Annotated in this window: 17 protein-coding genes; 7 read left to right on the top strand and 10 right to left on the bottom strand. The window is 72.1% G+C overall.

Annotated features, from left to right (window positions below; genetic code table 11):
- The 5 genes from ACXJKG_RS08210 to ACXJKG_RS08190 form a co-directional block, all read right to left on the bottom strand.
- A partial coding sequence (locus tag ACXJKG_RS08210; protein WP_456845265.1) for a hypothetical protein occupies positions 1-1,059 on the bottom strand: 1,059 nt, incomplete at its 3' end.
- Positions 1,056-4,232, bottom strand: a complete 3,177-nt coding sequence (locus ACXJKG_RS08205; RefSeq protein WP_456845264.1) for an FtsX-like permease family protein — start codon at positions 4,230-4,232, stop codon at positions 1,056-1,058. The genes ACXJKG_RS08210 and ACXJKG_RS08205, both read right to left, overlap by 4 nt.
- On the bottom strand, positions 4,225-4,926 hold the full coding sequence (locus ACXJKG_RS08200) for an ABC transporter ATP-binding protein (protein ID WP_456845263.1): 702 nt from the start codon (positions 4,924-4,926) through the stop codon (positions 4,225-4,227). The genes ACXJKG_RS08205 and ACXJKG_RS08200 overlap by 8 nt, the downstream gene beginning before the upstream one ends.
- On the bottom strand, positions 4,923-5,831 hold the full coding sequence (locus ACXJKG_RS08195; protein ID WP_456845262.1) for an ABC transporter ATP-binding protein: 909 nt from the start codon (positions 5,829-5,831) through the stop codon (positions 4,923-4,925). The genes ACXJKG_RS08200 and ACXJKG_RS08195 overlap by 4 nt, the downstream gene beginning before the upstream one ends.
- 119 nt (positions 5,832-5,950) lie before the next feature.
- Positions 5,951-6,778, bottom strand: coding sequence for a tryptophan-rich sensory protein (locus ACXJKG_RS08190; RefSeq protein ID WP_456845261.1), 828 nt, complete (start codon positions 6,776-6,778; stop codon positions 5,951-5,953).
- A 162-nt stretch (positions 6,779-6,940) separates the two neighbouring features.
- Here ACXJKG_RS08190 and ACXJKG_RS08185 point away from each other — a divergent pair, with 162 nt between their 5' ends.
- Both ACXJKG_RS08185 and ACXJKG_RS08180 read left to right on the top strand, forming a co-directional pair.
- Positions 6,941-9,094, top strand: a complete 2,154-nt coding sequence (locus tag ACXJKG_RS08185; RefSeq protein ID WP_456845260.1) for a glycosyltransferase — start codon at positions 6,941-6,943, stop codon at positions 9,092-9,094.
- Positions 9,091-10,437 carry a nucleotide disphospho-sugar-binding domain-containing protein gene (locus tag ACXJKG_RS08180; RefSeq protein ID WP_456845259.1) on the top strand — a complete coding sequence of 449 codons (1,347 nt, stop codon included), beginning with the start codon at positions 9,091-9,093 and terminating at the stop codon, positions 10,435-10,437. Before ACXJKG_RS08185 ends, ACXJKG_RS08180 begins: the two co-directional genes overlap by 4 nt.
- On the opposite strand, the gene ACXJKG_RS08175 is transcribed toward ACXJKG_RS08180, so the two are convergent.
- Together ACXJKG_RS08175 and ACXJKG_RS08170 are read right to left on the bottom strand one after the other, a co-directional pair.
- On the bottom strand, positions 10,413-10,820 hold the full coding sequence (locus tag ACXJKG_RS08175; RefSeq protein WP_456845258.1) for a VOC family protein: 408 nt from the start codon (positions 10,818-10,820) through the stop codon (positions 10,413-10,415). The genes ACXJKG_RS08180 and ACXJKG_RS08175 overlap by 25 nt on opposite strands.
- A gap of 64 nt (positions 10,821-10,884) precedes the next feature.
- Positions 10,885-12,057, bottom strand: a complete 1,173-nt coding sequence (locus tag ACXJKG_RS08170) for an epoxide hydrolase family protein (protein WP_456845257.1) — start codon at positions 12,055-12,057, stop codon at positions 10,885-10,887.
- Positions 12,058-12,144: 87 nt separating this feature from the next.
- Here ACXJKG_RS08170 and ACXJKG_RS08165 point away from each other — a divergent pair, with 87 nt between their 5' ends.
- Positions 12,145-12,747 carry a TetR/AcrR family transcriptional regulator gene (locus tag ACXJKG_RS08165; protein WP_456845256.1) on the top strand — a complete coding sequence of 201 codons (603 nt, stop codon included), beginning with the start codon at positions 12,145-12,147 and terminating at the stop codon, positions 12,745-12,747.
- A gap of 12 nt (positions 12,748-12,759) precedes the next feature.
- Here the strand turns inward: ACXJKG_RS08165 and ACXJKG_RS08160 are convergent, their stop codons facing one another.
- Both ACXJKG_RS08160 and ACXJKG_RS08155 read right to left on the bottom strand, forming a co-directional pair.
- Positions 12,760-15,480, bottom strand: coding sequence for an MGH1-like glycoside hydrolase domain-containing protein (locus tag ACXJKG_RS08160; protein ID WP_456845255.1), 2,721 nt, complete (start codon positions 15,478-15,480; stop codon positions 12,760-12,762).
- Positions 15,481-15,700: 220 nt separating this feature from the next.
- Positions 15,701-16,327 carry a TetR/AcrR family transcriptional regulator gene (locus ACXJKG_RS08155; protein WP_456845254.1) on the bottom strand — a complete coding sequence of 209 codons (627 nt, stop codon included), beginning with the start codon at positions 16,325-16,327 and terminating at the stop codon, positions 15,701-15,703.
- A 101-nt stretch (positions 16,328-16,428) separates the two neighbouring features.
- Here ACXJKG_RS08155 and ACXJKG_RS08150 point away from each other — a divergent pair, with 101 nt between their 5' ends.
- Positions 16,429-17,361 carry an NADP-dependent oxidoreductase gene (locus ACXJKG_RS08150; protein ID WP_456845253.1) on the top strand — a complete coding sequence of 311 codons (933 nt, stop codon included), beginning with the start codon at positions 16,429-16,431 and terminating at the stop codon, positions 17,359-17,361.
- Positions 17,362-17,637: 276 nt separating this feature from the next.
- On the opposite strand, the gene ACXJKG_RS08145 is transcribed toward ACXJKG_RS08150, so the two are convergent.
- The gene (locus tag ACXJKG_RS08145) at positions 17,638-18,516 is read right to left on the bottom strand and encodes a helix-turn-helix transcriptional regulator (RefSeq protein ID WP_456845252.1); all 879 of its coding nucleotides are present in this window, start codon (positions 18,514-18,516) and stop codon (positions 17,638-17,640) included.
- A 155-nt stretch (positions 18,517-18,671) separates the two neighbouring features.
- Here ACXJKG_RS08145 and ACXJKG_RS08140 point away from each other — a divergent pair, with 155 nt between their 5' ends.
- From ACXJKG_RS08140 to ACXJKG_RS08130, 3 genes are all read left to right on the top strand, one after another.
- The gene (locus ACXJKG_RS08140) at positions 18,672-19,685 is read left to right on the top strand and encodes a zinc-dependent alcohol dehydrogenase family protein (protein WP_456845267.1); all 1,014 of its coding nucleotides are present in this window, start codon (positions 18,672-18,674) and stop codon (positions 19,683-19,685) included.
- Positions 19,686-20,009: 324 nt separating this feature from the next.
- Complete coding sequence (locus ACXJKG_RS08135; RefSeq protein ID WP_456845266.1) at positions 20,010-20,879, top strand: HAD hydrolase family protein; 870 nt, start codon at positions 20,010-20,012, stop codon at positions 20,877-20,879.
- Between the two features lie 834 nt (positions 20,880-21,713).
- Positions 21,714-22,727, top strand: coding sequence for a phosphotransferase enzyme family protein (locus tag ACXJKG_RS08130; RefSeq protein ID WP_456845251.1), 1,014 nt, complete (start codon positions 21,714-21,716; stop codon positions 22,725-22,727).
- The last annotated feature ends 225 nt before the right edge of the window (positions 22,728-22,952 follow it).

Below are 22,952 nucleotides of genomic sequence, written 5' to 3'. Positions count from 1 at the left end.
CGGGAGGGAGGCCCCGCGGGCGCGCAGCGTGCGCAGCGCGGTGGAGCGCCGGCGCGCAAGAAGGTCGGCGGCGACCAGCAGGACCAGCACGGCGCCGCCTGCCAGACCGGCCAGCACCACGGTGGCCTGCGACCAGGTCGCCGCCACCCCGGCGCGCGCCTGCGTGAGCACGAGGTCGAGCCGCGACGTCACCGATGGCCCGGGCCCGGGGGCCAGCACCAGGTCCGGCGACGCCTCCAGTGCGGCGACCTGCTTGGCCAGGGCGTCCGACCCGGCGTAGTCCAGCGCCTGGGGTTCCACCGGGAACCGGAACGTCCGGGTCACCCCGTCCGGCTCGAGCGCGGCGCGCGCAGCGGGGAGCGACGCCGCGGACAGCAGGCCGCCCACGACCGTGGTCGGCGCGTTGCTCTGCCCCACGACCCGCGGCCGCAGGACCTCGGGCCGCGCCGTCCACACGCTGTCCTGCGGGTCCTTCGCGTCGAACACCCCGGTGACCTGCACGGGCACGACCGTGTGGTCGGGCTTCACGGCCTGGAAGGTGTCGCCGGCACCGACGTCGAGCAGACGCGCCACCGCGTCCGAGAGCGCGAGCTGCACAGCACCGTCGGGCCCGGGGCCCCCGGGTGCACCCCCGCTGAGCCAGCGAACGGCGGGGTCGTGCCCCGCCCACAGGTACGTCATCCACAGCACCCCGCCGGTCGGCATCCCCGGTGTGCTGATCGTCAGGTCGGTGCTCGTGGCGGCGGCGACGGGTGGCCCGAGAACACGGTGCAGCGACGGCGGCAGGGCACGGTCGATCGTGCCGGCCGCATCGTCGACGCCCGCCCTGGTCTCGAGCTCACCGACGGTCGGGTCGGACGCACCGGCGCCGTACGTGCTGGTGACGACGACGTCGGTGGGCGGGTCCGCGCGCGCGACAGCCATCCGGACGGCGGTGTCGGCGCGGCTGCTCAGCAGGCGGGGCACGGCATCCGTGACGCCGACCGTCAGCGCGACGACGATCAGCGTGACGACCAGAGGCCACAGGTCGGCGCGGGACCGGCGCCACGCGGCTCTCATGCTCCCGGCTCCATGCGCAGCCGGCCGATCGTCGACCGGCGTACCGTCCGGGCCGCCAGGGGGACGACCACCGCCGCGCACCCGAGCAGGAGCACGAGCACCGTCGCCACCTGCACCTCCCACGGCCACGTCACGACGGCGCCCGGCACGGGTGGCAGCCCCTGCGACGAGACAGCCAGGAGCGGGCCGATGGTCCAGCAGGCGAGCGCACCGAGCAGCGCGCCGGCGAGCACCGGGAGCCCGACGAGGACGGCCTGCTCGGCGAGGACGGAGTTCAGGACGGAGCGTCGCAGCGCTCCCAGGCCCCGCAGGCGGGCCACGTCGGCCTCGCGCGCCTCGAGCGCGGTCGTGGTGTAGATCGCCGTCCCGACGAACGTGAGCACGAAGGCCGCCACGACCAGCAGCGCGGCGGCAGCCCGCTGCGCCGCCCGCAGGGGACCGTCGGCACTCTCGTGGGCCACGGCGGTGCGGTCGGTCACCGGGCCGATCCCCTGAGCGGCGAGTGTCGCCGCAACGCCGGGCGGCATCGCCCCGCCGACCCACCAGGCGTCGGTCAGGGTGTCGAGGTCGCCCTGGCTGAGGGTGGCGCGCGACAACGAGTCCACGTCGGCCAGCAGCGCGAGGGCGCGTGGTTGCGAGGGGATGTAGGCCGCGACGCCGGCGACCTTCGCGCGGACCGGGGTCAGACCGAGAGCCAGCTGCACGCCGTCGCCGACCTTGAGCCCGAGCTCGTCCGCCAGCTGTGCGGAGACCACCACCGGCACGTCGTCGACGGGGTGGAACGCGAGAGCGGTGAGCGTGCCCTCGGACCAGTACAGCCCCGGCAGATAGGCGGTGCCCGCCAGCGTCAGCCGCACCCCGTCGGGCTCCTCGGCCGCCGTGATGCGGTCGAGCGCCGCCACGACGTAGTCGCTCGTCGGCGGGTGCGCGGGGAACCACCCGCCGTCGGACGACAGGGTCGCGTCGCGCAGCGCCACCTCGATGTCGAACCCGACCTGGCTCTGCTGGTCGGGGTCGGCGGCGTCGCCGGACGCGGTGAGCCGGGTGTCCACGGCCACCAGCCGGACGTCGGGCGGCACGGCCACGGCGAGGTCGTGCGGAGCGCCGTCCAGCGGCACGGCCCCCGCAGGCAGGGCCGCGCGCGCCCCCTCGGCGTCCTCCACGACGATGCTGAGGGTGGCGCTCATCGCGAGCTCGTCCTCGACGTGCCCCGTCACCACCAGGTCGGCGCTCGTGCCGGGCAGCCGCACGCCCCCGACCGACCCGGTCGGCGCCAGTCCCGCTGCCGCATCGTCCCAACCGCCGGACGGCAGGCGGCCGCGCAGCAGCCCGTCGGCGTCCCGCGTGTCGACCGCGACCAGGTGCACGGCTTCGTCGCCACCCTGCGCCCGCGAACCGAGGGTGATCGGCCTGCTCGTGGCGGGGCTGACCCGACCGCCCGTGGCTGTGCGCAGCGTGGCGCCGGTGCCCAGCGCGTCCAGCTGCGCTGGCACCGAGAGGTCGGTGCCGACCGCGGCCGCCGCCTGGTCACGCTGGGACTGCGACCACGTCGCGGCGAACCCGATCCCGAAGGTCGCGCACGCCGTCGCCAGAACGACCAGGAACGCCGCCGCGGCGCCCTGCGGGCGACGCGCCACCCCCCAGGCGGCGAGCGGCAGGGTCAGCGAACGGGCCGACGCGGCGCGCGCGTCGGCGCTGCGGGCGATCAGCGCGAGGGGGCGCAGGACGAGGGCCGCCCCCGCCAGGAGGCACAGCACCGGAGCGACGACGAGCACCGGGTCTGCCGTGGCGCCGCCGGTCACCCGGTGCTCGCGCAGCTGCAGATAGGCGAGCGCCGCTAGAGCCAGGAGCAGCAGGTCGGCGCCCGAGCGGGCCACCACGCCCACGCGGTCGTCGCGGACGCCGCGCGGCGTGCCGGCGGCCAGCCAGGGCAGCACGAGCAGGGTGCCGAGCGTCAGCGTGACGGCGCCGACGCTCGCGACGAGCGGGAGCAGCCCGCCCTCGGGGACTCCCCCCGGATCGAGCCCGACCGCCCCCGCCAGCACCCCGTACAGTCCGAGCGCCAACGCCGTCGCCGGGACCACCGCGAGGATCGCCAGGACACCGGCCTCGGCAGCGGCCTGGCCGACGAGTCGGCCGCGGCCGGTTCCACGGGCGCTGAGCAGCGCCGCCTCAGGTGCGCGCCGACCTGCGACGAGCCGGGCGGCCAGCACGACCGTGGTCGCTGCCAGCGCGGCGCCCAGCAGCGCCACGGCGAGCACGCCCGAGCCGGTCACCCCGCGCTGCTCCCGGGCCGCGTGCACCGTGCGCGCGTAGGGCAGGTCCACCACTAGGTTCTGGGTGCGGTCGCCCAGCGCGCTGCCGAGCTCCCCCTTCAGGGCGTCGACGCGCGCACCTGCCTGGGTCAGGTCGCCGGCGTCCGCACCGGTCAGGTCGGGTTGCACCCGCAGGGTGACCCGACGCAGCGGGACCTCGCTCGCGGCGAGCCCGCCGGGTGCGACGACGAACGGGCCGTAGGCCGTGATGTAGCCGCGGTAGTTCGGGCTCACCCCGGTCCCGCCCAGCGGGTCCTCGGCCCACGTCGGGTCGGGTCGGGGCACGAACGTCCCGACGACCGTCAGCTCGGTGCCACCGCCTCCCGGCGCTCCGGCGAGCGTGGTCACGCTCCCGACGTCCAGGTCGAGCGCTCGTGCCGCGGACGTCGGCATGGCGACCTCGCCCGTCGCCGCCGGCCAGCGCCCCGTCTCGAGCGTCCCGCGTGCGTCGCGGTCGTCGAGCTCCGCGAGGTAGCCGAGGCGCAGCGGACCGCCGTCGGGCGGCAGGTACCTCATGACGGTCGAGACCCAGGCGGTCTCGGTGGTCGGGAGGCCACCGAAGACTCCCGTCAGCATGGCCGACGCCTCCGCGACCGCTCCGGAGGCGTCGCGCGCGGTGGCGGCGACGCGCTCGCTCACGTCCGGGTCGTCCGGGTCCTCAGGGAAGCCGAGCGCGACCCCCACCGCGACGTCCGCACCGGGGGCGTGGACCATCGCGAGCTGCAGCGCCCGCTGTGGGGAGGCCGTCAGGAGCAGCACGCACGTCCCGACGAGGCTCGCGCCGGCGATCATGACCGCGAGCACCGTCGCCAGCACCGCCACCTGGGCGCGCCCGCGCCGCCACAGGAGCTCACCCACGCTCGGCAGCATCCACGAGTCGACCGTCGACCAGGTGCACCGCGCGGTCCGCGAGCGCGATCATCACCGGGTCGTGCGTGGCGACGAGCGCCGTCATCCGCTCCGCCTCGACGACACCGCGGATCAGCGCCATCACGGACAGCCCGGTCTCGCTGTCGAGCTGCCCGGTGGGCTCGTCGGCGACCAGCAACCGGGGCGAGCCGGCCAGGGCGCGTGCGATGGCGACCCGCTGCTGCTGACCACCGGACAGCTCGTCGGGGCGCTGCAACGCGTGCGGGGCGAGCCCGACGAGGTCGAGGAGCATCTCGACGCGGCGTTCACGCTCCGGCACGGGTGCCTCGCGCAGCCGCATCGGCACACCGACGTTCTCGGCCGCCGTCAGCACGGGTATCAGTCCGAAGGTCTGGAAGACGAAGGCGACCCGGTCGCGGCGCAGCAGGGCCTGCTCGTCGTCGCTGAGGGCGGCGACGTCGACGCCGTCGACCAGCACGCTCCCCTGGTCGGGGCGGTCGAGCCCGCCGACGACGTTGAGGAGCGTCGTCTTGCCCGACCCGGAGCGCCCGACGAGCGCCACGAGCTCGCCCGGCTCCACGTCGAGGTCGACCCCGCGCAGGGCGTGCACGGCCGAGCGGCCGCTCCCGAAGGTGCGGTGCACGTCCCGCACGCGCACCGCCGCGCCCACGCCCGTGCTCACCTGGCGCTGCCGTCGGGCCACACGCCCAGGTGGTCGGCCTCGAGCGCCAGGCGCACGCGGCGGGTCAGCGCGAGCGCCTCGCGGTACTCGCGCGGCACCTGCAACCGCCCGGCCCGGTCCATCACCGCGTACTCGTCGTGCGTGACGTCGCCGCCGGCGTCCCGACGCAGCACCTCGCTGCTCGTCCGCCCGTCCCTGATCGCGACGGTGCGCTCCACCAGCCCGCTGACAGCCGAGTCGTGCGTGACCACGACCACGGTGGTGCCGGACTCCCGGTTGACGGTGCGCAGGGCGTCGAACACCTCGCGCGCCGTGGCGGTGTCGAGCTCGCCCGTCGGCTCATCGGCCAGCAGCAGCTGGGGCTCGTTCGCCAGGGCCGTCGCGATGGCGACGCGCTGCTGCTCGCCTCCGGACATCTCCCGCGGCAGCCGGCCGGCGACGTGTCCCACGCCGACGAGGTCGAGCAGCTCCGCGGCCCGCGCCGACCGGTGCCGCCGCGGCCCTGTCATCGGCGTCGCGACGTTCTGCAGGGCGGTCAGGTACGGCAGAAGGTTGCGCGAGGTCTGCTGCCACACGAAGCCGACCATCTGCCGGCGGTAGGCGACCCGGTCACGTGCGTGCATCGCCATCAGGTCCCAGCGCCCCACCCGCACGCGTCCCGCGGTCGGTGCGTCCATCCCGGACAGCACCGCCAGGAGCGTCGACTTCCCCGAGCCGCTGGCTCCGACGACCGCCACCATCTCGCCCTCGTCGACCAACAGGTCCAGCCCTTGCAAGGCCTGCACCTCGACGCTGCCCGACTGGAAGATCCGCACGACGTTGTCGCAGACGACGAGGGCGTCGTGACCGAACTGGGCGGGGGCCTTCGCACCCCCGCCCAGGGCCTCGAGCGTGCTCTCGGACACGGGCGCTCCCTCCGTCGGACGACATCCCCCCGCAGGCTAGGCCGATCGGCGCCGCCCGGTGGGCAAACGTCCCGCGGCGCGCGCTCTCGACGACGGTCCGAGCACGAGCCTCGGCCGCGTCAGTCGCGGGTTCGCCGACCGAGGGCGGCGGCCACGACGCAGCCGACGAGCGCCACGCCGCTCGCAAGGCCGGCCGCGAGCGCCACCGCACCGTTCTGCAGCGGTCCCTGAGAACGCCCGATGCTGATCCAGGCCAGGCCCCACGCCATCGCCAACCCCAGGGGCACGATCACCGTCGGGCGGCCACGGCCGTACGTGGCGTACGCGAGGGAGAGGGCCGCCGCGCCGGCGAGCAGGACCACCGACCACGCCGTGGCACCCAGCACCAGGTCACCGACGCCGGCGTGCGCCAGGAACGCCGCGACGTTGGCCAGCGCAGCCACGCTCACCCACCCCAGGTACAGGCCGACCGTCACGTCGGTCGTCACGTCCACGACCCCGCGCGGAGGGGCGGCGACCAGCGCGACGAACAGGACGCACAGGACCGCGAGCAGGCCGACGATGACCAGGACCGAGCCGACGAGCGATCCCCGCTGCACCACACCGATCCAGAGCGCGTTGAGGAGCATCGAGGCGAGCACCCACCATGCGGTGGCTCGCAGACGAGGGTTGGTCGCCTGCCGGGGCAGGGCCTGGGCGACCGCGACGACGGCGAGGCCCAGATAGATCGCCGACCAGATGGAGAAGGCCGGCGTGGCAGGCGCCACGGGTGTCGCGGTCGCCGACAGGGCTCCGCCGGCCGCGTCCGCGACGGCCTGGCCCCCGAAGGCCCCGGAACCCGCCGCGGCACCCACGACGGCCACCACCGCGCCGACCAGCACGCAGACCTGCCGGGTGCGGTCGGCCGTGGTGGGTCGGTCGGAAAGGATCGCTCCGGTCGCTGACATGGCTCCAGCATGCCTACCCTCAGCATGCTGAGCATCTTGGTGGCCGCCCCGGCCACCAGTCGACGACGCGGTCGGACCAGGTGCATCCACGGACGCCTCTCACCCCGAAGGAGGGGCGACGGCGTCGCTACCGCCGCACCCGAGGGATCGAGGGAGACCTGCGTGGGAATCCAGACCTCGCTGGACGCCGTGCGTTCGGCCGAACGGATCGTCGACGCCCTGCAGCGCGCCGACGCCCTGACCTTCGAGAGCAGCCGCGACCCCGGTAGCCGCACCGTCCGGGTGCTGCGCGGCGCCGTCGAGGACGCCGATCAGCTGGTGGTCGTCGCGGCGCTGCACGCGCTCGGCACGGTCGTCGACGACGAGGCGGCGCGGGCCCTCGAGGGCAGCCTCTCCGACGACCGGCGGTTCGTGCGTGAGCACGCCGCGTGGGTGCTCGGAGCGGGACTGCCGCGGGCCGGAGCCGTCGGCAGGCTCGTCACGATGGTCGCCGACGGAGGGTTCGGCGGGATGCTGGCGCAGCGCACGCTCGAGCAGTGGGGTTCCCGCAGCCCGGAGCTCCTCGCCGTCGGGGTCGAGGGCGCCCTGGTCGGCGCCTCCGACCGAGGTGCGCGCACCCGGCTCGTCGAGACCCTCGGGCTGGTCCAGCACCCGATCGCCGGCCGGCCCCTGCTCGCCGTCGCGGCCGACGACGGCGAGGACCTCGGGGTGCGCGCCACGGCAGTGGCCGCCCTGGGCGAGCGACCGGCGACCGGCGCGGCGCTGGACCTCCTCGGCCGCCTGTCCTGGGGCGACGGTCACCTCGCCCAGGTCGCCCGGCTCGCGATCGCCGACCTCGACCTGGCGGCCTCCGGTCGGCGACGCCGCGCGAGGTCCGGGCTGACGATCGGTCAGCTGTTCCTCCACGCCGACATCGACGCACGGCTCACCGCGGCGGGCGCCGGGGACAACGGCGGGATCGCCACGCTGCTGGTCCGGCTGGGTGACGCGCTCGTCGCACCCGGTGGCACCCGCGTGGACCGCGTCCTGACGATGTCCCGCGGCTCGGAGGCGGAGGCGCTCGCCGACCTCGACGGCCTGGACCGCGACGGCCACCGCTACGGCCGTGTCCCCCTCCTCCCGGAGCCGGTCCCCGCGGCGTCGGCATGGCCCGCGCGGGTCGCGGCCCGTCGCGGCATCCGGCGGCTCCTGCGGGCTGCGGGCGGCGTGGACGCCCTGCACCTGCGCATGGCGGACGTGGGCAGCCTGGCCGCCGCCGACATCGCCCGCGAGCTCGACATCCCGGTCGTCTTTAGCGTGGCACCCGACCCGCAGGCGGGGATCCAGTCCCTCGACCTGGCGGGGCAGCTGACCCGGGAGAACTTCGGCGAGGCCGACGAGCGCGAGCACTACTGGTTCCGGTCTCGGCTCGTGCAGCGGCTCGCCGCCAACGCGTCGCACACCGTCCTCTTCCCCCGGCCCGACCTCGGGCGTGACCTGCGCACGCTCGTCGGCATCGACATCACGGCCCATCCCGAACGGCACACGATCGTCCCCGAGGGCGTCGACCTCACGGTCATCGACGCCGCGACGGCCGACGCGGTGGCGCACGCCGGCGGCGCGGCGCCGTCGGAGGCCGTCGCCGAGCTGCGCAGGCTGGTCGGGACGCTGCCGGTCGAGCGTCGCGAGCTGCCGCTGATCGTCAGCGTCGGCCGCCTCCACCGCGTCAAGGGGATGGCAACCCTCGTCGAGGCGTGGGCGACGGACGGGCTCCGCGAACGCGCGAACCTGGTGATCGTGGGCGGCGCGCTCGACCGCCCGTCCGCCGACGAACGCGACCAGCTGGACCGGATCGACGCCCTGGTCCCTGCCGACCTCCGCCCCGCAGCCGGGCTGCTGCTCACCGGCCACCGCCCCAACGACGTGGTCGCCCGCTGGCTGGCCTCGACCCGGGCCGGACTGCCCGGGTTGAGCGCGCCGGGCGGGATCTACGTGTGTGCGAGCCTCAAGGAGGAGTTCGGGATCGCGCTCCTCGAGGCGATGGGCGCAGGTCTGCTGGTCGTCGCGCCCGACACGGGCGGCCCGGCGACCTACGTCGAGGACGGCGTGACCGGGTACCTCACGCGCACCGTCGACGCCGACCGCCTGGCGTCGGCGGCGTCGGCCGCGTTGGACTCGTCGCTCGCCGAGACCGACGACCGCCGGGCCGAGCGCTCCCGGYGCACGGTCGAGACGCGGTTCACGATCGGCCGCATGGCGACGACGCTGGCGGAGATCTACACGACGGTCGCCGACGACGAGCGCGCGGCACGCTCGGACCTGGCCGCCGCCGGATGACCCTGCTCGTCATCGCGCCGGACTACGCGTCGCACCTCCTCCCGCTCGCCACCCTCGCCACCGCGTGGCGGGAGGCGGGCGAGCGGGTGGTCGTGGCCTCCGGACGCGCCACCGCCGGGCTGGTGGACTCGTTCGGCTTCGAGCGGGTCGAGCTCCCGCTCGGCCGTGGGTCGAACCCCGGCGTGATCCGGGCCGGCGAGCAGCCCCCGGACGAGGGCGCCTCTCTGCAGGGCTTCTTCGACGCCACACGCCGGGGGATGATCMCGACCCTGACCTACCAGGCGAGCGAACGCCTGGTCGACCTGATGTGGCAGCCCGTCGAGAAGGCACTCGCCACGCTCGCGGTGATCGACAGCATCCGTCCGGACCACGTCGTCGTCGACCACCTGGCCTACAGCGCACGGCTGGCGCTGACGACCGGCGGGGTCGCCCACGCGGACGTGGTGCTCGGGCACCCGACGGCGCTGCCCGTCGGCGACGAGGTGTACGGCCGCCCGCCGCTGTGGCCCGCCGCGTTCCGTCCCGACCCGGCCGAGCTCGACCGTCTCGAGCTGCTGTGCAGGCAGGTCGCCGACCGCTTCACGGCCCAGTGGAACGAGGCCGCCGAGGTGCTCGACCGGGGTGCACCCGCCGTGGCCGACGCCTTCGCGCTGCACGGGCCGCTCGTGCTCTACAACTACCCCGCCGAGCTCGCCACGCCGGGCCGGTCGCTGCCGCCGCACCGGTACCTGGGTGCCGCGCTGCGCCGGGAACCGGTCGACCCCCAGGTCGAGGCCTGGCTCCGCGACCCCGAGCCCTTCGTCTACGTGAGCTTCGGCAGCTTCCTGTCGGTCCGCGGGGACGTCCTGGCCCGGGTGACCGCAGCCCTGCGTGGCGCGGGCCTGCGGGCGGCCGTCGCCACCGGCGTGACTCCGGTCGCGGACCTGGGCGACGTGCCGACGAGCTGGCTGGTCCGGGAGTACCTCCCTCAGGTGCGCCTGCTGCACGACGCCGTCCTCGCCGTGACCCACGGCGGCAACAACTCCGTCACCGAGGCCGCGGCCACCGCCACCCCGATGCTGGTCCTGCCCTTCTCCACCGACCAGTTCGCCGGCGCAGCGGCGATCGAGCGCGCCGGCGTCGGCGAGGCGCTCGACCCGAACGACGCGTCCGTCGCGCAGATCGGGGCGGCCGTCGAGCGGCTGCTCGGGCTGACCGGCCCGGGACGCGAGGTGCTGAGGACGGTCCGGACCGGACTGCAGCACGACCCGGGCCCGGCCCGGGCCTACCGGGCCACGGTGGGCGACGTGCTCGAGGCAGTGCCCCTCGCCGCGCCCCGCTACCAGGCGAGTCCGGGCTCGTAGGTGCCGAACGACCACTCGTGACCGCCGGCGTCGAGCACCCGCGCGCGGCGCGAACCCCACTCGGTGTCCTCGGGGGGGAACACCGGCCGGCCGCCCGCCGCGAGCGCCCTGTCGTACAGGTCGTCCACTCGATCGGTGTGCAGGTAGAAGCCCCGCCCCACCGATCTGTCGTGCAGCCCTGGTGTCTCGTAGCTCTGGTCGAAGCTCGCCACCATCACGATCGCACGATCGAGCCGCAGCTCGGCGTGCTGCACCGTGCCGTCACTCCCGTCCTGGCGACTGACGACCCGGAAGCCGAGTGCCTCGAGCCACGTGATGGCTCCGGGAGCGTCCTGATAGCTGAGGTAGCCGTACAGGGCCGCAGCGACCGGCTGGTCATCCATGGCTCCGACGCTTGCACGCGCTCCGCGCGGCGTCCACACGGGGAGTCCGCCCGGACGGGGCCCATCACGAGGTACTCATGACGCGCAAGGCTCTCAGGCCGGTGCGGAGCTCGTCGACGAGGATCTCGGGTTGCTCGAGAGCAGCGAAGTGTCCGCCCCTGTCGGCGAGACCGACGTGGATCAGGTTGCTGTAGGCGGCCTCGATCCAGCTCCTCGGCAACCGGGGGATGTCTCGCGGGAAGACGGTCACGGCGACCGGCAGCGCGAGCCTCGGACCGGCCATGGTCGCCGAGCGGTTCTCCCAGTAGATCCGGGCGGACGAGGCAGCACTGTTGGTGAACCACGCGAGAGAGATCGCGTCCAGCATGGTGTCGGTGCTGAGGGCGTCCTCGGCGAGCCCGCGGTTGTCGGTCTTGGACTGGAACTTCTCGTAGATCCAGGCCGCCTGGCCGGCCGGCGAGTCGGCCAGGGCGAACCCGACAGTCTCCGGCTTCGCGCCCTGCAGGTGGTTGGCCCCGCCGAGCGGGCCGGCGTAGAGGGCGAGGCCGTCCACCGCGACGCGCTCGTCGGGAGTCAGCGTGTCGGAGATGTGCTCCGGGAACGCGTACGGCGTGCTCAAGTGAATCCCGAGGAGACCCTGGGGCTGCWTCGCGCCGAGAGCCGTGGTGACGGCCGCCCCCCAGTCGCCGCCATGGGCCGACCAGGAGCGGTAGCCGAGTCGGCGCACGAGCTCCGTCCACGCCCGGGCGATGCGGGTGACGTCCCATCCCGCGGCGGTCGGCTTGCCGGAGAACCCGAACCCCGGGAGGGACGGGATGACGACGTCGAAGGAGTCGGCGGCATCCCCTCCGAACGCGACCGGATCAGTGAGCGGCCCGATCAACCCCAGGAAGTCGGCGATCGACGTCGGCCACCCGTGCGTCAGGACCAGGGGCAGCGCGCCCGGGTTCGGGGACCTGACGTGGAGGAAATGGATGTCGAGGCCGTCGATCGTGGTCAGGAACTGCGGGAAGGCGTTGAGTCCGGCCTCGAAGCGGCGCCAGTCGTACTCGCGCTCCCAGTACGAGACGAGCGACCTGGCGTTCTCCACGGGGACGCCCTGCGACCAGTCGTGGACGGTCTCCCGATCGGGCCAGCGTGTCCTGGCGAGGCGTTCCCTGAGGTCGTCGACCTCCGCGTCCGTGATCGCGACGTGGAACGGGCGGATGTCGGCGGGGGCAGGACTGGATGCGGTCATGGTGCGCTCCTCTTCAGCTGCGGTGCGCGAATTGCACACCGGTGTGCAACATAGGCGTTTGCACACGAGTGTGCAATCATCAGGACCGTGCAGAACGAGACCGCAGGTCCCCGCGCCGGGGACACCCGGGAGCGACTCCTCGACGTGGCGATCGAGGTCCTGGGGACGACCCCCGACGCGAGCATGGGCGACGTCGCCTCCGCCGCCGGGGTGGTCAGACGGACCGTCTACGGCTACTTCCCGTCCCGGTCCGACCTCCTGACGGCGCTCGCGCGACGCGCCGCGAGCGAGATCGCGACGGCCCTCGCCGACGATGCCCCGGTCGGCAAGGCGGCCGACGTGGCGTGGGCCGACTTCATCGCCCGCCTCTGGCCGTTGACCCACCGGTACCGGGTGCTCGTGGTCCTCCGGCGCGGCGAGTTCGGAGAGGGCATCCACGCCCTTCTCGAAGAGGTCGAGCGCTCACTTGCCGACCTGGTCGAACGGGGTCAGGACAGCGGGGTGTTCGGGCGGCACCTCCCCGCGGGCGTCCTCAGCCAGGCGGCCTGGTCGGCGGTGTTCACCATCGCCGACGACGACCTGTCCGGGGCGGAGCTCGACGTCTCCGCGGTGATCCTGACGAGCCTGCTGATGCTGGGAGTTCCGGAGTCGCGCGCGACGGTCTTGGCCGAGCGGTCGGGTCGGGGCTGAGCTCTCGAGGCCTCAGGCCGGCGGGAGGCCGCCCGTGGGCCGGTCGTCGACGGGCACCAGCCCGATGTTGTGCAGGAGGTCGCTCAGCGAGGCGACGCCCGAGCCCGGCCGGCGGCGGATCAGGTCCGCGACGACCCCCGTCCACCCGGTCTGGTGCGTGGCTCCGAGGCCCGCGCCGTCGTCCCCGTGGAAGTACTCGTTGAACTGCACGAGCCCTTGCCAGCGGGGGTTGTCGCGGAACTGGCTCACGTACCCGTAGCAGGGTCGTCGGCCGTCGCCGTCGAGGGTGAAGAGCGAGATCAGCCGCCTCCGCAGGTCGTCGGCGATCTCCGTGAGGCCCGTGCGATCTCCGGACCCGGTCGGGTACTCGATCTGGACCTCGTCGCCGAAGAACGTGCCGTAGACGCCGATCGAGCTGACCAGCAGGTAGTTCAGGGGGAACCAGATCGGGCCTCGCCAGTTCGAGTTGCCGCCGAACATCGCCGTCGTCGACTCCGCGGGCTCGTAGTCGATGCTCGCCCTGAGCTCGCCGATGTCGAGGACGTACGGATGCTCCCGGTGGGCGGCTGAGACCGCACGCAGGCCGTACGGCGACAGGAACTCCGCCCCGTCGAAGAGTCGCCGGAACAGGCGCTCGATCCGCTCGACGCCGACCACGCCGATCAGCATCCGACGATCGCCCGGGGTGCCGCGGACCATGCCGGCGCCGGGTGCGAGATGAGTCTCGGAGCCCAGCAGGTCGGCGAAGCTCTTGCCGAGGAGCTCGAGGCGGCGGATCAGCGGCTCGTCGATCACGACACCGGCGAGCACCGGCAGCACACCGACCATGGAGCGCACCTTCACAGGGATGCGCTCGCCGTCGTCGAGCTCGATGCGGTCGTAGAAGAACCCGTCAGTCTCGTCCCACAGCCCTTGGTCGTCGAGCGCGTTCTTGATCAGTGCGTAGTGCTCGAGGAACTTGATCGTGAGGTCTTGCGTCGGCTGGCCACCCTGCCGGTGCAGGACCAGCGCCATCGTGGCCATGTGCAGCGAGTACAGAGCCATCCAGGCCGTCGCGTCGGACTGCTCGAGCGTGCCCGCCACCGGCAGCTTGTCGCGGTCGATGGGACCGATGTTGTCCAGACCGAGGAAGCCGCCCTCGAAAAGGTTGGAGCCGTCGGAGTCCTCACGGTTGATCCACCACGTGAAGTTGACCAGCAGCTTGTCGAACACGCGGCGGAGGAAGTCGAGGTCCGTCCCGCCGTCGACACAGAACACCTCGAGCGCTGCCCACGCCTGGACGGGCGGGTTCAGGTCGTCGAACGACCACTCGTAGGCGGGCAGCGCGCCGCTGGGGTGCTGGAACCACTCACGGCAGATGAGGATCAGCTGGTACTTGGCGAAGGCCGGATCGACGTGCGCGAGCGCGACGCAGTGGAACGCGAGGTCCCAGGCCGCGAACCACGGGTACTCCCACGTGTCGGGCATCGACATGATGTCGAAAGCATCAAAGTTGCGCCACCGGCTGTTGCGGCCGGTCTTGCGCGCTTCCGGCGGCGGTGGCTGCCCCGGGTCCCCGTCGAGCCAGCGCGCGACGTCGTAGCTGTACAGCTGCTTCGACCAGAGCATGCCCGCGAATGCCTGCCGCATCACGAGGGCCTCATCGTCGGTGGTTCCCGCGGGCGTGAGCTCGGCGTAGAACTCGTCGGCCTCGGCACGGCGGAGCGCTGTGACCCGGTCGAACGACGCGCCCGTGGCCCCGGCGGGTCCGCCACGCGGGCGCAGGCGCAGACGCAGCTCCACGGTGTCCTGGGACCGGACCTCCACCTGGTACCACGCGGACGCCTTGGTCCCCGCTCCGTCCGGGTTGACCGTCGGCGCGCCGTGCAGCACGTGGTCGTTGATGCCGTCCTTCGGGTACGCCGGCGACTCAGCGGCACCGAAGAGCATGGCCGCGTTCGTGTCGTTGTCGCAGAAGAGCAGCGGAGGAGCGGAACCGCCGGGACCCGGCCCGACGATGAACTCCAGGTCCCCGAACTCGGGGTGGTCGATCTCGATCGTTGCACCGGCGCCGGCGCGCAGCGCAGGACGAGGCTGGTCCAGCTCCCACGACCAGGTGTTGCGGAACCAGACCGTCGGCAGCACGTGCAGCACCTCGGTGTCCGGACCGGCATTGGTGACCTGGACCGTCATGAGAACGTCGTGCGGGCCGTCCTTGGTGTACTCCACCTCGACCACCCAGAACCGGTCCTCGTCGAACGCCCCGGTGTCCAGCAGCTCGTACTCGGGCTCGTGCTTGCCCCGGCGGCCGTTCTCCGTCACCAGGTCGGCGTACGGGAACTCCCGCTGCGGGTAGTGGTACCGCCACCGGTTGAGCGCGTGGCTCGGCAGGGCGTCGGTGAACCACCAGTACTCCTTGACGTCCTCGCCGTGGTTGCCCTCGTTGCCCGTCAGCCCGAACATCCGCTCCTTGAGGATCGGGTCGTGACCGTTCCAGAGCGCCAGCGACAGGCAGAGCCTCTGCTGGACGTCGCAGAAGCCGGCCATGCCGTCCTCGCCCCACCGGTACGCCCGCGAGCGCGCGTGGTCGTGCGGAAAATGGTCCCAGGCTTCGCCGTCCTCGCTGTAGTCCTCGCGGACCGTGCCCCACTGTCGCTCGCTCAGGTACGGCCCCCACAGGTACCAGTCACTGGCCTGCAGCAAGCCGTCCTCCAGCCGACCGAAGGCCATCACCCGTTCGCGCTCGGCACCCATCTCACGCCCTCCCGTCGACCGGACGCGTCCGCGGAACTCGGGATCGACGGCTCATGCCCGACAGACTGCCTGGCGCAGGGCGCGCAGGTCATCATCCGAAGGAGATGACGCAGCTGTCGAGATGCACAACAGATTGACCGCACCCAAGCGTCGTACTTTGACCACTTGACCGCCGTAGCCGGCGCCCGGTCAATGCGCGGGGCAGCAGCCCTACGGGAGCTCAGTGGCTCTTGTCTTGTAGAGCCTGGTACATCTCACGTGGCGTGGGCGYGGGCGGCAGGGCGTCGGCTCCGGGGGCGCGGAACGCCTGGAGCATGTACTCGGTGAAGCGGCGCCAGGAGCGGATGTTGCCGCCCGTGGCGTGCGCGAGCCCGGCGTTGGCCATCAGCAGCATGACGAGGTCCTGGTGCTCGAAGTCGGTCCGAAGCTCGCCAGCGTCCTTGGCGCGCTGGATGAGCCTGGTGAACGCCCTGAAGGCGCGCGAGCGTTGATCGTCGAAGGCTGACCGGGGGCTGAGGGCAAGCACGTCGGCGAACCCGGCATCCTCGGCCTGCATCTCGCACGTCGACCGGACGAAATCGGCGAAGCCGGTCCAGGGGTCCTCAACGTCGAGGGCCGCCTCAGCGGCAGACGCGTGCGCATCCATCTTGGCTGCGAACACTGCGGCCACAAGGTCGTCGCTCGTGGAGAACCGGCGGTAGAGGGTCGCGATCCCGACTCCCGCGCGCCGTGCCACCGCGCTCATGGGCACGTCCAGGCCCTGCTCCGCGAAGGCGTGACGGGCGGCGTCGAGGATGCGGGCGCGGTTGCGCTCCGCGTCCACGCGCAGGGGCTCGGGGACGGACATCGGGCCAGCATACCTCGCAAGTGGAATAGAGCCTCCGGTTGTCGTGTTAGCGTCAGTACGAACTGGAAATAGTCCTCCACTTGAAGCCACAGGAGAGTCCCATGCGTGCAGTTGCCCTCGCCAAGTTCGGTGCGGCCCCCCAGATCCACGACATCGGCATCCCCGAGCCTGCTGAGGGCGAGGTGCGCGTGCGCGTGCACGCCGCCTCGGTCAACGGGTTCGACCTCGCCGTGGCCGCCGGGTACCTGAACGGGATGATGGAGCACCGATTCCCGGTCGTGCTGGGCAAGGACTTCGCCGGCGTCGTGGACGCCATTGGCGCGGGCGTCGAGGACTACGAGGTCGGCGAGCGCGTGTTCGGCGTCGTGACCAAGACGTTCCTCGGCGATGGCTCGTTCGGTGAGTACGTGACCGTCCCGGTTGCGGTCGGCCTGGCGAAGCTGCCCGGGTCCGTGTCGTTCACCGACGGTGCCGCGCTAGGCCTGGCCGGCACCGCGGCCGTCGACGCGGTCACCGCGGCCCAGCTCGAGGCCGGCCAGGTCGTCCTGGTCGCCGGTGCCACCGGGGGCGTCGGCCACCAGGCCGTGCAGCTCGCGGTGCGGTCCGGCGCGACAGTGATCGCCACCGCCCACTCGGAGCAGGAAAAAGCCCTGGTCACCGGTCTCGGTGCGGTCGAGGTCGTCGACTACCGCGAGGACGTCGCCGCCCAGGTTCTCGCCGCCCACCCGGACGGCGTCGACGCCGTGATCCACCTGGCCGGTGACGCCGCCCCGTTGCTGCCCGCCTTGCGCAACGGTGGCCGGTTCGCCTCGACCTTGGTCATGTCCCCGGAACAGCTGCCTACCGACAGCGCGACCGTCGCACCGGTCTACGCGACCCCGACCACGGCGACCCTCGACCGCCTCGCGGGCGACAGCGCCCAGCAGCACACCACCGTGACCATCGAGCGGACCTACCCCCTCGATGAGCTGGACCAGGCGTTCGCGCACTTCGGCGCCGGCACCGTCGGCAAGCTCGTCATCACCATCGCCTGATCTCACTCACTCACGAGCGGGGACCGGCCATGCCGGTCCCCGCCACCACAACGCACTGAGGTGTGGAGCTTGGCGTCCTTTCTGCCTGGCCAACATCGCCGGCGTCCTCACGCGCTAAGTCGGCGGGCCACCACATTGCCCCTGGAGCCGGGTTGTACCGGCGTTGAAGTGGCCGGGTCTAGCAGGTGCACGATGGAGGGACCGCGCTGCCTGTCAATGGAGGTCTGGCCGCCGGGTGACCAGGCGGTCTCGACGATTACTGACCGGCACGGGTGCTCAGGCGGAGCCTCGGCCGTAGGACGCCGGAGCGTCGTGGGCAGCGAGGCTGGCGAGCAGCTTGAACCCGTCCTCGGAGCGTGTGCCCGGCTGCGCGGTGTAGGTGGTCAGCGTGTGTACTTCACGCAGAGAGGTGGGTAGCGCCAGCGTGTAGTAGGTGAGCTCGAGCTGGCCGACGTCCGGGTGTCGGAAGCCCTTGACGCCCCCATGATGCTGGCGGATGTTGTGCTCGGCCCACCGAGTTCGGAACTCGTGGCTCACGGTCGAGAGCTCTCCGATCAGCTCGCGCAGAGCCTTGTCGCCCGGGTTACGGCCGGCTTCGGCGCGCAGGAGAGCGACCGTCGTGTCAGCCGCGCCGGCCCAGTCGGCGTAGAAGTCGCGGGCCCCGGGGTCAAGGAAGTTGTAGCGGGCGAAGTTGGCATTGCGGCCCTCCAGCCCCGCGTACATGCCCCCGTACATGGCCCGGCCCAGAGCGTTGATCGCGATGACGTCCAGCCGCCCGTTGCCCACGAACGCGGCCGACAAGGTCATCGAGTCGATCAGCCACTGCACACCGAGCGGAACGGCCTCGGACTTGAGTCGCCGGGTCCGGGCGACGGGGCGTGCCGCACGGGCGAGGTCATGAAGGTAGGCGCGCTCCTCCTCGTCCAGGCGTAGCGCGCGGGCGACCGCCTCAAGGACGTCGGCCGACACTTCGGCGATATGGCCCTTCTCCAACCGGGCGTACCACTCGGGGCTCACCCCGGCCAGCACGGCGACCTCTTCTCGGCGGAGCCCGGGAACCCTGCGGCGCACACCAGCGGGCAGCCCGACCTGCTCGGGAGTCAGCCTGGCCCGCCGGGTGGCGAGGAAGTCACGAATGTCGGCGCGGTTGTCCACACCACGACGGTAAGCCGCCGCGACATCCGCAGGGAGGGGGAGCTTGTCCCCCCGATAAGCCCAACCTCGCACACGTACGAGCAAGTGCGTTCCATAGAGCGCAGGGCCGCAGGTTGGCCCGATCCGCACACCAGTCTCATGAAGGAGCGCTTTCCATGCGTGGAGTTGTGATGCACGCTCCCGGCGACGTCCGCGTCGACGACCAGGCAGACCCCCAGATCATCGACCAGACCGACGCAATCATCCGGTTGAGCGCGACCTGCATCTGCGGGTCAGACCTGTGGCCGTACCGCGGCGTGATCGACGTGGACCACGAGGCCATGGGCCACGAGTACGTGGGCGTCGTCGAGCAGGTCGGCGACCAGGTCAAGAACGTGAAGGTCGGCGACTTCGTCATCGGCTCGTTCGTCATCTCCGACAACACATGCGAAATCTGCCAGGCCGGCTTCCAGTCGCAATGCGTCCACCGCGTGTTCACGAGCGGGACCCAGGCGCAGAAAGCACGCATCCCGCTCGCCGACGGCACGCTCGTCGCGACACCGGGCCAGCCCGACCCCGACCTCATCCCGTCCCTGCTGGCCGCCTCCGACGTCCTGGGCACAGGCTGGTACGGCGCAGTGGCCGCGCAGGCCGGCCCCGGCAAGACCGTGGCCGTCGTGGGTGACGGCGCCGTCGGCCTGATGGCAGTCCTTGCCGCCAAGCATCTCGGCGCTGACCGCATCATCGCCATGTCCCGTCACCCCGAACGTCAGAAGCTGGCCCGGTACTACGGCGCGACCGACATCGTCGAGGAGCGCGGTGAGGACGGCGTCGCGAAGATCAAGGAACTGACCGGCGGGCTGGGAGCACACTCGGTCGTCGAGGCGGTCGGCACCCAAGAGGCATTCATGCAAGCCGTAGGCGCCACCCGCGGCGGAGGCCACATGGGCTTCGTCGGAGTCAACTACGACGTCGTCATCCCCGGTATCAACCTGTTCTTCGCCGGCATCCACATCGAAGGTGGCCCCGCACCCGTCCGCCGCTTCCTGCCCGACCTCATCCAGCGCATCTGGAACCGCGAGATCGACCCCGGCAAGGTCTTCGACCTGGAGCTCCCACTCGAGCAGGCCGCCGAGGGCTATAAGGCGATGGACGAACGGCGCGCCACCAAGGTGCTCCTGACTCTCTGAGCACCGAGCACGTCGCTTGCAGCGCCGACAGCCAAGGACGAGGACCTGACTCGTCGGCGCTGCGAGGGCGGGGTGGACCCGCCAATGCCCGCGCAAACCCGCACCCACGACTCCCGAACCTCGACGCGGCCGAGATCGCCGTCGCGCTGCGCGGCCTGTTCGCAGGCGAGCGGGCCCACTGCTACGGGTTGGTGGCGCGATGTCGAGATGTACGACAGGTTGGCCGCGGCTGAGCGTCGTACTTTGATCGGTCGGCTGGTCCCAGCCCGGCCGATCAAAGTCCGGCATCGACGGAATTCTTGCGACCATGGGGCCGTGCCAGCCATGAGCCCCGTGCGGAGCAAGCTCGTCTTCCTCGACATCGACGGCACCTACGCGGTGCACGGAGTTGTGCCACCGGGTCACGAAGACGCCGTGCGCCGGGTGAGGGCGGCTGGCCACCGTGTCTTTCTGTGCACGGGCCGCTCCAAGGCGCTGCTGCCGACCGGCATCCTCGACGTCGGCTTCGACGGCCTGGTCGCCTCGGCCGGGTGCTATGTCGAGGTCGAGGGGAACCTGCTCATGGATCGCCGCTTCCCTGGTGGCCTGGCCCGACGGGTGGTGTCGCTCCTGCTCGAGCACGACGCGGCGTTCGTCCTCGAAGCGCCGGAGGCGCTGTACGGACCGCCCGGCGTCGACGACCGGTTGAGGGCGCTGCTCGGACCAGGGGGCGGCCAGGAGCAGCACGGTGCCGACGACTTCCTCCGCGCGCTCCGGATGCTCGAGGACCTCTCGGAAGTCTCGTTCGCCAAGGTCACCTACTTGGCGGCAACGGCACCGTGGACCGAGCTGCTGAGCTCGCTGGGGCCGAGGGTGGGGTTCGTGCCCAGCTCGATCGTCGAGGCCCACGACTTTGCCGGCGAGCTGTACCTGGTCGACGTCCACAAGGCACTGGGGATCGAGCTGGTCCAACGACACCTCGCGGCTGAGCGATGCGACGTCATCGCGTTCGGTGACGGCATCAACGACCTGGAGATGCTGGAGTACGCCGGGGTCGGCGTCGCGATCGAAGGGTCGGACGACAGGGTCCTGGCGGTCGCGGACGCGTTCGCACGCGGCCCTCACGTCGAGGGACTCGTCGCGTCGTTCGACGACCTCGGTCTGTACCGAACAAGGCACACCGGGCTCGATCCGGAACCGGGACAGTTCGGGTAGCTAAACCAGCGGGTCCGGATAGTCCAAGAACCTTGCATCTCGACAGCGATCGGAGTCTGCCGGCGTACCGGTTGCCCGCCCCTGTCGCCGCGCACGGGGACGAACCCCGACGGGAATCCGTTTGTCGATCGCACCCGTACGGGACTGCTGGGTCTGTTCGGCGCTGACACCTACGCTTGCTTGCGTGAACCGAGAGAGAGAGAGAGTTCGCCACGGCTCGTGAGGCGGCCGACGATCCGCGCATCCTGGTGTTCGGTCGTCTGCTCGGTACGGCGAACCGGCTCGAGTACCTGCTCGGCCGAGCCCTGGAGGACAGCACCGGGTTGAGCCACTCGCTGTTCGAGCTCTTGCTCGTCGTGGCAGGGCAGGCCCGGCGGGGATCGCAGTGCGGGACATCGCCCAGGCCCGTGTCCTGACGTCGGGGGCGCGACACGCATCGTGCATCGCGCCTCCGCGCTGGGCCTGGTCCGACGTCGCTCCTCTCAGGACGACGGTCGGGTGCAGCTCATCGAGCTCACCCCCACCCGACAAGGGAGCCGACACCTTGACCGGGCTGGCGAACCACACCCCTGAGACCGACTCGGCCTCGGGCGAGTTCTACGTCAAGCAAGATCGGCACCAATCTCAACTCGCTGGCAGCCGACGCGAGTCTCGCGCGTGGTCTGTGGGAACGGTCCGAAGAGCTGCTCGCGCAGTAATTCTCCGGGACGGTGCCGACGAGACCGGTACGACCGAGGGCCCGACCAATCTGGTCGGGCCCGGTCAGCTCCAACTCGACACCAAGGTGCTCGCACTCGACTGCCCGAGTCAGATGCGAGTCGGCCAGCACGTGGGGTGACGCTGCCGGCGGGACTGTGCTGCAGTACAGGCGTGGACGCTTCCGATCTGGCCCGACACTTCGCGCTCGGCGGTGCCGCGAGGCTGTCCGAGGGCCCGGTCGCGCGAGGCAAGCAGGGCGTGGTGTGGCGGCTGGACACGACGAATGGCAGCTGGGCGGTGAAGGCCCCGTTCACCCCGTCGCAGGAGGACGAGGTGCGACTGTCGACGGAGTTCCAGGAGGCGGCGTACCTCGCTGGAGTGCCCACGCCGCAGATCCGACGCACGACTGACGGGTTCGTGTTCGCGGACGTGGGAGGTCGCCGGGTAAGGGTGTACGAATGGGTCGACCTCGGAGCCCCAGACCCCGGTCTCGACCCGGCCCTCGTGGGCGAAGTCGTCGCCCGTATCCACGGCGTCAAGATCGACGACCCCCGCCCGCTCGACCCGTGGTACCACGAGCCCGTCGGCGCTGGTCGCTGGGACGAGGTGGTAGAGCAGGTGCGGGACGGCGGCGCACCGTTCGCGGGTCGGCTCGCCGCGCTGCGCGACGAGCTGGTCGCGCTCGAGTCCTGGATCGAGCCGCCCGAGGCTTTGCGGGTGTGCCACCGCGACCTGTGGGCCGACAACATGCTGCCCACCGCGGCCGGTGGGCTGTGCGTCATCGACTGGGAGAACAGCGGACCGGCAGATCCGAGCCAGGAGCTCGCGTGCGTGCTGTTCGAGTTCGGACGCTCCGACCCGGGTCGAGCGCGCGCGCTGATCGCGGCTTACCAGGACGCCGGCGGCCCGGGGCAGGTCGACCGGCCTGGGCACTTTTCGATGCTCATTGCCTCGCTCGGACACATCACCGAGACGGCGGCGACGGACTGGTTGCAGCCCAACGCCCGCTCCCCCGACCGCGCGGACTCGACCGCATGGATCAGCGAGGTGCTGGATGATCCACACTCCCGCAGGAGGCTTCGAGACCTGCTCGACGCAACTCGCGCCATGCCGCCTGGCCCGGCAACCGGAACCGAGGCATCTGCCTAGCGGGTTCCTGGCCGTACTCAAAGGATCCGGTAGCCACCGCGGGGTCGCACACACAGGCGTTTTGTTGCAGCAGCGACAGTTACATCCGGCCTACCTGCATCCGCATTTACACGGAACGAACAACAAGCGCGGAGACCCGGACGAGCTTGCATCTCGACGCCTTCGCGACCGCATGCGTCAGGCCTGCATGTCCACGAAGCGCGAGTAGTGCCCCTGGAACGCGAC

Source organism: Cellulomonas sp. P5_C6 (genome assembly GCF_054049635.1).
Note: the sequence above shows the minus strand (reverse complement) of the source record. Positions and strands in the feature narration are given on the sequence as shown.

Coding starts and splice junctions, on each gene's coding strand:
- ACXJKG_RS08190 (WP_456845261.1), bottom strand. CDS start 6,778: ATGTCAGCGACCGGAGCGATCCTTTCCGACCGACCCACCACGGCCGAC.
- ACXJKG_RS08175 (WP_456845258.1), bottom strand. CDS start 10,820: ATGGATGACCAGCCGGTCGCTGCGGCCCTGTACGGCTACCTCAGCTAT.
- ACXJKG_RS08160 (WP_456845255.1), bottom strand. CDS start 15,480: ATGGGTGCCGAGCGCGAACGGGTGATGGCCTTCGGTCGGCTGGAGGAC.
- ACXJKG_RS08150 (WP_456845253.1), top strand. CDS start 16,429: ATGCGTGCAGTTGCCCTCGCCAAGTTCGGTGCGGCCCCCCAGATCCAC.
- ACXJKG_RS08140 (WP_456845267.1), top strand. CDS start 18,672: ATGCGTGGAGTTGTGATGCACGCTCCCGGCGACGTCCGCGTCGACGAC.
- ACXJKG_RS08135 (WP_456845266.1), top strand. CDS start 20,010: ATGAGCCCCGTGCGGAGCAAGCTCGTCTTCCTCGACATCGACGGCACC.